The sequence below is a fragment of the Flavobacterium lindanitolerans genome (assembly GCF_002846575.1).
Classification (GTDB): Bacteria; Bacteroidota; Bacteroidia; order Flavobacteriales; family Flavobacteriaceae; genus Flavobacterium; species Flavobacterium lindanitolerans.
Window position 1 is genome coordinate 1,440,230 of the sequence record NZ_PJND01000007.1, and the last position, 10,185, is coordinate 1,450,414.

The 10,185-nt window shown below is 36.8% G+C and carries 11 protein-coding genes; 6 read left to right on the top strand and 5 right to left on the bottom strand.

Annotation, left to right across the window (positions count from 1 at the left end; translation table 11 throughout):
• The first annotated feature begins 144 nt into the window (after positions 1–144).
• The 4 genes from B0G92_RS06280 (at position 145) to B0G92_RS06295 (ending at position 4,179) form a co-directional block, all read left to right on the top strand.
• Positions 145–1,224: a helix-turn-helix domain-containing protein gene (locus tag B0G92_RS06280; RefSeq protein ID WP_180326406.1), complete on the top strand. Its 1,080-nt coding sequence runs from the start codon at positions 145–147 to the stop codon at positions 1,222–1,224.
• Positions 1,225–1,381: 157 nt separating this feature from the next.
• Positions 1,382–2,404, top strand: a complete 1,023-nt coding sequence (locus B0G92_RS06285; RefSeq protein ID WP_101471463.1) for an alpha/beta hydrolase — start codon at positions 1,382–1,384, stop codon at positions 2,402–2,404.
• A 10-nt stretch (positions 2,405–2,414) separates the two neighbouring features.
• The gene (locus tag B0G92_RS06290) at positions 2,415–3,089 is read left to right on the top strand and encodes a hypothetical protein (RefSeq protein ID WP_245867721.1); all 675 of its coding nucleotides are present in this window, start codon (positions 2,415–2,417) and stop codon (positions 3,087–3,089) included.
• Positions 3,090–3,306: 217 nt separating this feature from the next.
• Positions 3,307–4,179: a DUF808 domain-containing protein gene (locus B0G92_RS06295; protein WP_101471464.1), complete on the top strand. Its 873-nt coding sequence runs from the start codon at positions 3,307–3,309 to the stop codon at positions 4,177–4,179.
• A 124-nt stretch (positions 4,180–4,303) separates the two neighbouring features.
• On the opposite strand, the gene B0G92_RS06300 is transcribed toward B0G92_RS06295, so the two are convergent.
• Complete coding sequence (locus B0G92_RS06300) at positions 4,304–5,221, bottom strand: SRPBCC family protein (RefSeq protein WP_101471465.1); 918 nt, start codon at positions 5,219–5,221, stop codon at positions 4,304–4,306.
• Positions 5,222–5,395: 174 nt separating this feature from the next.
• Here B0G92_RS06300 and B0G92_RS06305 point away from each other — a divergent pair, with 174 nt between their 5' ends.
• Complete coding sequence (locus B0G92_RS06305) at positions 5,396–6,394, top strand: GlxA family transcriptional regulator (RefSeq protein WP_101471466.1); 999 nt, start codon at positions 5,396–5,398, stop codon at positions 6,392–6,394.
• Here the strand turns inward: B0G92_RS06305 and B0G92_RS06310 are convergent.
• On the bottom strand, positions 6,386–6,718 hold the full coding sequence (locus tag B0G92_RS06310; RefSeq protein ID WP_101471467.1) for a nuclear transport factor 2 family protein: 333 nt from the start codon (positions 6,716–6,718) through the stop codon (positions 6,386–6,388). The two genes, B0G92_RS06305 and B0G92_RS06310, sit on opposite strands and share 9 nt — an antisense overlap.
• 237 nt (positions 6,719–6,955) lie before the next feature.
• A complete protein-coding gene (locus B0G92_RS06315) occupies positions 6,956–7,555 on the bottom strand; it encodes a nitroreductase family protein (RefSeq protein ID WP_101471468.1) in 600 nt (199 codons plus the stop codon).
• A 93-nt stretch (positions 7,556–7,648) separates the two neighbouring features.
• Between B0G92_RS06315 and B0G92_RS06320 the strand changes: the two genes are divergently transcribed.
• Positions 7,649–7,996, top strand: coding sequence for a winged helix-turn-helix transcriptional regulator (locus B0G92_RS06320; protein WP_101471469.1), 348 nt, complete (start codon positions 7,649–7,651; stop codon positions 7,994–7,996).
• Between the two features lie 136 nt (positions 7,997–8,132).
• Here B0G92_RS06320 and B0G92_RS06325 read toward each other — a convergent pair whose 3' ends face one another.
• Both B0G92_RS06325 and B0G92_RS06330 read right to left on the bottom strand, forming a co-directional pair.
• The gene (locus tag B0G92_RS06325) at positions 8,133–9,128 is read right to left on the bottom strand and encodes an OmpA family protein (protein ID WP_101471470.1); all 996 of its coding nucleotides are present in this window, start codon (positions 9,126–9,128) and stop codon (positions 8,133–8,135) included.
• 303 nt (positions 9,129–9,431) lie between these two features.
• Entirely contained in the window at positions 9,432–9,884 is a 453-nt protein-coding gene (locus tag B0G92_RS06330) for an Hsp20/alpha crystallin family protein (protein WP_101471471.1), read from the bottom strand.
• Positions 9,885–10,185: the final 301 nt, after the last annotated feature.

Sequence of the window (10,185 nt, forward strand, 5' to 3'; positions counted from 1 at the left end):
TTTTGCAAGTTTTTTAAGTAATAGGGTTTTTCTGAAAAACTAATCTTTAATTTTGTAAAGCCATACCAGAAACCTTAATTAAATCAGGATGTAACGATGCTTTATCTTTTAGGAATTTTTCTAGCTTTTTTTCTATCATTTGTATTGATAACAAAGAAGGATAAAAATGCAGCCGATTTTATTCTATCTGCCTGGCTTTGCATATTAGGACTTAACCTTGTTGCCTATTATCTTTTATTAACCAACCAGTATCAGGAGTTACCCTCCTTTGTGGTATTTGGTACCACTTTGCCCCTGGCTCACGGCCCTTTTTTGTACCTGTATGTAAAAAAACAAACCTCTCAAAGCAGGTTTCTGCTCTCTGATTATTTGCATTTTTTACCACTTGTAGTAGGAAATATATTGTTTGCATCATTTTATCTGTCTCCGTTTTCGAAGCGGCTGGATGTAGTTGTTCATGAAGGACAGGGTTACGGACTGGAAATGCTTGTCCGTACTTATGGGGTGTATCTGTCCGGAATTATTTATGTTTCTTTGTCGCTTCTGGCGTTATACAGGTACAGAAAAAATATGGTGCAGCAATTTTCAAATACCGAGAAAATTAATTTTAACTGGCTGTTGTATCTTATCATCTGGATAATTGTTATCTGGTTTTTTGTACTGTTTATTCAGAAAGACAGTTTTATATATGCGGCTACTGCTTTTTTTATTTTGTGGCTTGGCTATTTCGGTATAAAGCAGGTGCATGTTTTCCATCAGCCACGCCTGTCTGAAAATGATTATCAGGTATATGAAAAAGCGGCTACAAATTATTTTCATGAAGAGACAGCTATTGATGAGGCCGAAAAGAAATATAAAAATTCCGGTCTCACAGCGAACGATATTGATGCCATTCATAGCAAATTGATTCAGTTGCTGGAGGAAGATAAGCCTTTTGTCAACCCTAACCTCACGCTTAACGAACTGGCCAAAATGCTCGAAATACATCCTAATTACCTTTCACAGGTTATAAATTCAAAAGAAGAAAAGAATTTCTATGAACTCATTAATGAAAAACGGATTGATGAGTTTGTAAAAAAACTTGAGAATCCGGAAAATAAACAATATACTTTATTAGCTATTGCGTATGAGTGTGGCTTTAACTCCAAGGCTTCCTTTAACCGGAATTTTAAAAAATATTTTGAAGTGACACCAAGCGAATACCAAAAAAAGTTGGAAAGTTAACCCGTAAAAGTATCATCTTTCAGGGATGTAGTCTCAATTGTCATAAGTCTATTAAAACCAATGTCTTACAAGGACATTTTTTTAGGTCTCAACTTTCCTGTTGCAACCTCTCAATTTTTTAGATGGACAATATTTGTGAAAATTAAATTCACAAATTATGATAAGTCAGAGACAAAAAAAACTATTTGGTATTGTGGTTATAATGAGCACCGCCCTACTGTTTTCGTGTGGAGAAGAACTTTCAATTGATGAACCTGGAAATCTGGTTCCTAAAACAGTAACCCAAGACACATCTTTACCTACCATCTATGCTAATGGGGCATGGCTTCATTCCGAAGCTTTCGGCCCTGAAGATGGCACTATGATTATTGCCATTCATGGGGGGCCGGGAGGAGATTACCGCTATCTCCTTAACTGCAAAGATTTGACAGACAGCGGCTATAGGGTTGTATTCTATGACCAACGAGGTTCCGGTCTGTCTGAAAGGTTTCCGAAGCGGTCCTACATTTCACTCAAACAAGGTGCAATCGATTTGATGTATGATGAGCTGACGGCTGTTATTTCCCATTACCGCAAAAGTCCTAACCAGAAGGTAATTCTGTTTGGGCATTCCTGGGGAGCAATTCTGGCATCAGGTTATCTAGGAAAATATCCTGACATGGCGCAAGGACTTATTCTTTGCGAACCCGGAGGACTCAAATGGAAAGAAATTGAAGATTACATCAAGGAATCAAGGTCATTTAAATATTGGGGCGAGATTTTGAATGATGCGACCTATCTTGACCAGTTTATTACAGGCAAGGAAGACCAGCATGAAATACTCGATTATAAGATGGCAATGATGGCTTCCAGAAATGATATTACCGGTGAAGGCGATTTTGACCCAAGTTCTAATTGGAGAAGCGGAGCCGTCATTATGGATGCTCTTTTTAGCATTGGAGAGGCCTATAAAATTGATTTTTCAGAAGGTCTTGAAAATTATACCACTCCTTCACTTTTCTTTTACAGCGGAAGAAACAGGGCCTATCACGATTCCTGGGCACAAAAAATAACAAGCCATTATACTAACATACAAGTTGTGAAAGTAAGCGGGGTGGGACATGACGGTATTGTAACCAACACACAGGCCTGGAACGAACAGACAAAACCTGCAATTATAAACTACATCAACAGCCTTTAAAAAAGAAACAATGAAAAATAGAAAACATTATATCTATCTGTTAATTATCGGGCTTTTATCTCATTTAATACAGGCGCAAACGGTTAATTGGCAGAGCCTCAAAGAAAACGAGAAACATATTTTAAATGTCAATACAGGTGCAGAATATGGAATTATCTATGGGATAGCCTATGGTTATAAGTTGAATTCCGGATTATTTCCAATCATTGCCAACGCAGAATTTTCCATTCCTTCCGGAGAGAAGCTTCTGGATGATTTTAAATCGAAAATAGGCGGAAATATAAGATGGGTAAAACTCGGAAAGTTTCAATTTTCTACCAAAGCACAGAGTGTTTTCAGAAGATTCGGAAATGAAAATGTACGGCTATCCAATTTTGGAATGGATGTGTCAGGGATTTTGGGATATTATGAAAACAGATGGTTTGCAGGAGCCGAAGCAGGTTTTGACAAAGCCATAGTCACCCATTTTAAACATACGGATAAATACAGAGAAACCTTTCCCGGTGTCAAAGACGGATGGTATGAACCCGCAACGGGAGGGAATTTTTATTATGCCGTTCAAGGCGGCTATACATTTAAAAACCAGGAGATTTATTTGAAATTAGGAAGTATAGTTTCTCAGGATTTTAAAACAAAACCGCTGTTGCCGTATCTTCTTCAGATAGGATATAATTATAAGCTGTAGTGTATAGTTGATAGTGTATAGTTAATAGTGTATAGTTGATAGTGGATAATGGATAGTTGATAGTGAAAGGCATTCCGAATAGTCTTTTAACTTTCAACCTTTCGACTTTCCAACTTTTCAACCTTCCAACTTAATATTTTATTCAATTAAAATTGTTGCGGCTATTGTAGGACATCTGCCGATTGTCTAATTTGCGGCCTGAATAATTAAAAAAAATATGGCTTCAGGTATTTTTGCCGTTTTAGATGATATTGCGCTACTCATGGATGATGTAGCGATGACTACAAAGTTAGCAACCAAGAAAACTGCCGGGATTTTAGGTGATGATTTGGCAGTGAATGCAGAAAAGGCAACCGGTTTTTTGGCTTCCAGAGAAATCCCTGTTCTTTGGGCAATTACTAAAGGTTCGCTGCTTAATAAGGTAATTATTGTGCCTATAGCTTTGCTGTTAAATGCCTTTCTTCCGCTGGCTATTATAATTATCCTGATGTTTGGTGGAGCTTTTCTGGCCTATGAAGGAGTAGAGAAAATTGTTGAATATCTTTTTCACAGAAAAACGGCCAGTCATGATGCGCCTGCAGTTGAAGAAGTTCGAAATGATAGGGATGCGGAAAAAACAAAAGTCAGGTCGGCTATCACCACAGATTTTATACTTTCGGTCGAAATCGTAATCATTGCTTTGGGAAGCGTATTAACAGAACCCTTGACGGTACAGATAATTACGGTTTCAGCCGTGGCACTCATAGCCACGGTGGGTGTTTATGGTATTGTGACACTAATTGTTCGTATGGATGATGCAGGTTACAATTTGATTAGGCGTTCAAAAGAAAAATCTTTTCTGTTTTTAATAGGGACATTGCTGGTGAAATCATTGCCTTTGATTATAAAAGGATTGGCAGTAGTAGGTACTGTTGCCCTAATTTTGGTTGCCGGAGGAATTTTTGTGCATAACGTACATTTCCTTCATGAATTATTTCCTTCCATACCTTCAATAGTTAAAGAATTTGGTATTGGTCTGGTTGTTGGAATTATAGTAGTTGTTTTGGTAACTGTAATAAAAAAAATATTCGGTAAGAAAGCATCTGCTTAATTATAAAAATACCTTTTCGGAAAACAGGAACGGCTGAAGTGAATACTCCGCCGTTCCTGTTTTTATACTAATTGCTTTGCGACTCTTCGCCTTTGTGTGAATTACCCGCTGCAAAACCGTCAGATTATTTATCAAAATCGGGATAAGGAAATCCTTTGCCTGTTTCACAAAGAAACTTCAGGCTTCTAAAGAAAAGTGCCCAATCAAAACTACACGACGCCATTTCCGGTGTATAGGCTTCCCAACCATCATGATGAAACAATAGAGTGCAGCCTTTTTGATGGGCTTCCAATTCAAAAGTGAGCGTGGTGCCAATCCAGTCTTCAAAAGCTTTGATACACTTCCATTTTATAAAGCTGTACGGTTTTAACTCTAAAACTTCCATTTGTTTGAAATACTCCGGACCAAATCCAAATTTCAAAATACTGCCCACTTCAGGTTTTGCAATAGTGTCTGGCGTCCACCATCCGGCTAATCCTTCCTGTGTGGTTAGCGCCTGATATACTTTTTCTAAAGGTGATTTAATCAGTAATTTGTGGTAGATGCTTTTTGTATCGGATGGGTTGTTGTTTTGTTTGGTTACAGTTGCCGATTCCGTTTCTTTTGGTGTTGGCTGACCTTTGCCTGTTTCGACAAGCATTTTCAGGCTTTCCTGTATGTAGTAGGTCCATGCATCGTGGCATACCTGATAACATTCATAGGTTGGAACTAACCCCTGATGTGTGAATTTCATCTCCGTCCGGCCATTTTTTTCAGTAATTTCAAAAATCACATAAGTATCTTTCCATTCGCTTTTGTCTTTGGTAAACTTAAAATGGTTGTCAAGTACATGCCAGACTATTTTAGTATCGGGCTGCATTTCCGTTACTCTTATCCTGCAGCGGTGAACATCCATATAATGATAGGAAAACTCGCCGTTAAGTTTGTCTGTTGGGCCTTCTATGTTTTCGGACCACCATCCGCGTACATTGTTGATGGCATCAAATACTTTTCGCGGCGTAGCGTCCACGGTAAAAGAGGTTGTAAAATCTTCTTGTTTCATGATTTGTTTGCTATTTTGATTGTTGTTTTTATTCTCTAATTCAAAGGTATTGACAAGAAACTATCTGTATAGGGTGTGAAATAGACTTTATAAGAGGTTGATTTGGACAAAATGCTTTTTTAACTTTGTAGTAACTATGGAGTTATGAAATGAAATGGTTTTAAATCTTGTCTTATGAAACACCTTACCATATTAGTGCCCGATGCCCAGGCCGGACCCAACACGCTGTCGTGTATTATTGGTGCCTATCATATTTTTACGGAAGCCAATAATTATTATATCCGGCAACATAAAGACCCGGTATTTACTATTGAAATGGCGGGTGTTTCAGAACAATCTAATTTTGTAAATGGTTTGCTTGCCGTTATGCCACAAAAAGGAATAAATTCCATTACCAAAACAGACCTGATTATTATTCCTGCAATACTGGCTGCTTTTAAAAAAGTAGAAGGAGGGAATGTTCTTCTGGTGGATTGGATATTGGAGCAGTACAAAAAAGGTGCTGAGGTAGCGAGCATGTGTACCGGAGCCTATATTTTGGCTTCGACAGGTCTGTTAGATAAGAAAAGCTGTTCCATTCACTGGAATGCGGCTGCGAATTTTAAACAGTTGTTCCCGAAGGTAAACCTGAAAGCTGAAAAACTCATTACAGATGAACAGGGAATTTATACCAACGGCGGCGGTTATTCATTCCTGAATCTTATTATCTATCTGGTTGAAAAATATTATGACAGGCAAACAGCCATTTATTGTTCCAAGGTTTTTCAAATCGATATTGACAGGCAGGCACAATCTGACTTTGTGATTTTTAACGGGCAGAAAACGCATGGGGATGAAGTAGTTGTAAAAGCACAGGAATATATTGAAAAGAACTTCACGGAGAAAATATCGATAGAAGAACTTTCGAAGAAATTCACCGTAGGGCGAAGAAATTTTGACCGCAGATTTATAAAAGCAACGGGCAATACGCCGGTTGAATACCTGCAAAGAGTAAAAATCGAATCGGCAAAAAAAGAACTCGAAACTTCCCGTAAAACAATCAATGAAATAATGTATGAGGTTGGTTATGCCGATGTAAAGGCTTTTCGCGAGGTGTTTCGGAAAATTACAGGTTTGTCGCCACTGGAATATAAAAACAAATACAACAGGACAGTTGCTGCTACATTACTCTAATTCCAAAAACACATCGATATCCTTACCATCTGAAAGGATACGAATATTTGGCAAATTTAAAAGATTGGTTGCATATTTTTTAGGCTCTGTTTCGGAATAGATAATCTCATTATCCGTATCAAAATAAAACATAATAAAGCTGATTTCATCAATAAGATTACCCAATTCTGCGTAATATTCATAATCCAGAGGTCTTTCAACCATTTTACCAAAATATTCAAAAACGGTAGAGTCATCTTTTATTATAGACGTTAGTTCTTCTTTGCTGACTTCTATTGATTTAGGTGGTGTAGTGGTTCTGAAAATAAGCTTGTGTTTGTACATTTTTATTTTAAAGATAGTGATTGTCTAGCTTTATAAAAAAGATTAGTAAGAATAAATGCCACAAACGCACTAATGTTTGTAGCATCTATTTAAAGGGTTAGATTTTCAATTTGGTGAAACATTCCTATAGCCGGCTTTTGTATATTGACTAATAGATGGGGAGGTCAAAAAGTAAAGTTGAATAATGATTTGGTTATTTCTTATCCCGATTCTGCTCCTGCCGGATATGTAAATAAATTAAAAAGATTGTATTGTCTGTTCCAGAGATAAACGCGACTTGGCTTTAACCGAAGGCTGGTTGAAATCTTCCGGATTTCTGTAACCAATGGCAACAGCAAATAACGATTTATAGCCATCTAATTGCAATATTTTGTCGTATTCTTCATTTTTTATGCCTTCCATAGGTGAACTATCAATATCCATACTCGCACAAGCCGAAAGGAAAAAACCGAGTGACAAATAAACCTGATGTTCCAGCCACGATTTGATTTCAGATTCCGGTTTTGGCTTTAGAAATTGGTTGTAATAATTTACCGAACCTTCAGGTAAATTTTGCCTGATTTGATTTTCAAATAACTGAATGTCATCAATTACGCTGAAAACAACCAGATGGCTTGCGTCATTGATTTTTTGCTGGTTAAAATAAGAAACGCCGGCCAGTTCGCTTTTTAGTTTCTCATCGGAAATAAAAATAAATTTCCAGGGCTGGCTGTTAATAGAAGAAGGGCTCAGGCTTAAAATCTCTTTTAGTTCTGCAATGGTTTCTTCTGAAATCCTTTTATTCGGATTGTAGCTTTTTGTAGTGTATCTGCTTTTTGCAAGGTCTAAGAAGCTCATATGTGTTCTGATTTTTTATACTATATATTTTATAGTTGCAAAATTAAGTATAGTTAGGTAGCTTTGCAATAACGGTCAAAATAGATAGTATAAATGTATTGCATAGACGACAAAAAATATCCCTGCACTACCAGCCTTACCATGAAATATATTGGTGGGAAATGGAAAGCGGTCATTCTTATTCATTTGATTCGGAAATTACGCTATAGCGAATTGCGAAAAGAACTGCCAATGGTTACGGAACGTACCATCAGTCTCCAATTAAAGGAACTGGAAGAAGACGGCTTAATTAAGCGCACCGTTCATGCCAGCAAGCCACCATTAAAAGTAGAGTACGAGCTGACAGAATTTGGAACAACACTAATCCCTTTACTCCAGGCTATTTCTGAATGGGGAAGGGAAACCGCAAAGAATAATAAGCGGGTTGATTTCGTGGAATAATATAAAGTGAGTCTTTCTAAAAAAGGCTAACCTGTTTCCTGTTAGCCTTTTTTATAGGGAATCGGAACGGTAATTATTTGAACGAATAATTCTTTTTACATCTATTTAGCCAAATTGAGGCGGATTAAATTATGTATCACTTTATCTTAACCAGTTCTACTCTTCGGTTTTTGGCTTTTTTATCCTCTGAATCGTTTGGAACTAACGGACGTTCTGCCCCAAAACCTTTAGCTGAAAGTCTTGATTGGTCAATTCCCTGTGCTGTTAAGGCAGACAATACAGCTTTAGCACGATCATCGGACAATTTTTTATTGTGAGCGGCATTACCTGAATTATCAGTATGTCCTTCTATGGCAATTTTTAAAGAAGATTTTTCCTTTAATGCTCCTGCTATTTCTTTTACGATTTCCTTACCGTCAGGTAAAATGGTAGATTTATCTACATCAAAATTAATGTATAAGATTGATTTGCCTTTTTCTGCTAAATCTTTTGCTATTTCATCTGCTGTAACCTTTGTTATGGTTTGTTTGAATGCTTCTTCCTGAAGAATATTAAGCTTTCCGGCAGCATTATTGGCAGAAAACTGAACATAAATATTTCCTTTATCTTTTGTACGGATAATGTAAAATTTAATCTGTTCGTCTGCATAACCAATATCCCCTTCATCGCCTTTATTAGGATCCTGTTTGTTGTATCGGTCATATTCTTCTGAAGAAATTTTTCCATCAAAAACCTTTACTGCTCCCACTGAAGTAAGATAATCTTCAAGACTCTTTTCGAAATACCGCTGTGAAAATTCTTCGCCCGCCTTAGAAGTTATATTAGCTTTGTAGAGTCTGCCTTCAAATGGAGTCATTATGCCGTCAATAGGGAAATAACAAACATCGAATTTTTTTTCCAATGGTTTGTTTTGCTGCGTTAGTCCTTGTGGTAGAGTGAAAAATGGGAAATCGCCTATGCTGGCATTCGAAAAAGCGATATCTTCAATATTGAATTTTTTTTCTGTCTCCGGTTGGTTGTTTTTTTCAGAAACTTGCTCTGTTTCTGCTTCCGTATTCTGGTCGCCTTCAGATTTCTTGTTGCACGAGAATATCATTGATGTTAATGCGAATAAAAGAATTCCTTTTTTCATTTTGAATTTTATAAAAATTTAATTTTTAAATGTCTTATTTAATTTTGTAAAAAGCAATATTTGACCCTAATGATTAACTTAAATTTCAGATACTCCGGTATAAAATGAGTGTTAGGATAATGGTATTGAATATTTCGTGCGGAAAGATGAAAATCCAAAAGATTACTGTCATTTTTTTGATATAGCAATCCCAATATAGCCCTCCAAGATTAACCGCTATTGTGTGGCATGGCAATGGCTTTTAAAATATAGTGCAAAAAAGAGCTGCCCTTTGGGCAGCTCTTACAGATACAATAATCAGTATTATTGGATTTCAATCATTCTTGGAGGCTTCTGTTTAGCTTCTTCCTTTTTTGGAATAGATAGCAGCAAGAGCCCGTTTTCATATCGGGCGCTGATGTTTTCTTCATCAACCACATTTTTTGGTAATTCAAAACTGCGTTGAAATGATTGGTAGCTGAATTCCCTGCGTGTGAAATTTTGTTGCTCACTTACCTGCTTATTTTCTTTTTCTGAAGAAATAGTAAGCAAATTGCCGTCAAGAGTGACTTTGAAGTCGTTTTTTTCCAGTCCCGGAGCGGCGACTTCCACTTCATAAGTGTCTTTGGTTTCTTTGATGTTTACAGATGGCAACGTTGTGCTTGTGGTAGAAAAATTGTTGTTTTCCCAATTGAAAAGCTCACGGCCAAAAATGTCATCAAAAAACGAACGGTGGAAACCTGGTGTATGATTTCCGTTTCTTTTGATAAGATTCATAACATTTAACTTTTAAATTGTTTGACAATATTTTTTAAATAATGCACTCATTTGATGAGTGCTATATGTGAAAATCCAAAAATGTGCCAAGCGAAAAAAATGACATTTTTTCAGTTTCTGATATGAAAAATTGTCAATGAGAATGTGAGTGCTGGTTGCGCTAATGTTAGACTATAAATTTGATTAGGAGAATGTATAAAGGATTATACCTGCTGTTGAGGAAAAGAAAAAAAGGCTGACAGTTTTCTGTCAGCCTTTGCCATTTCTAGTAGCGGGAACGAGAGTTCATTTGAACTCTTAA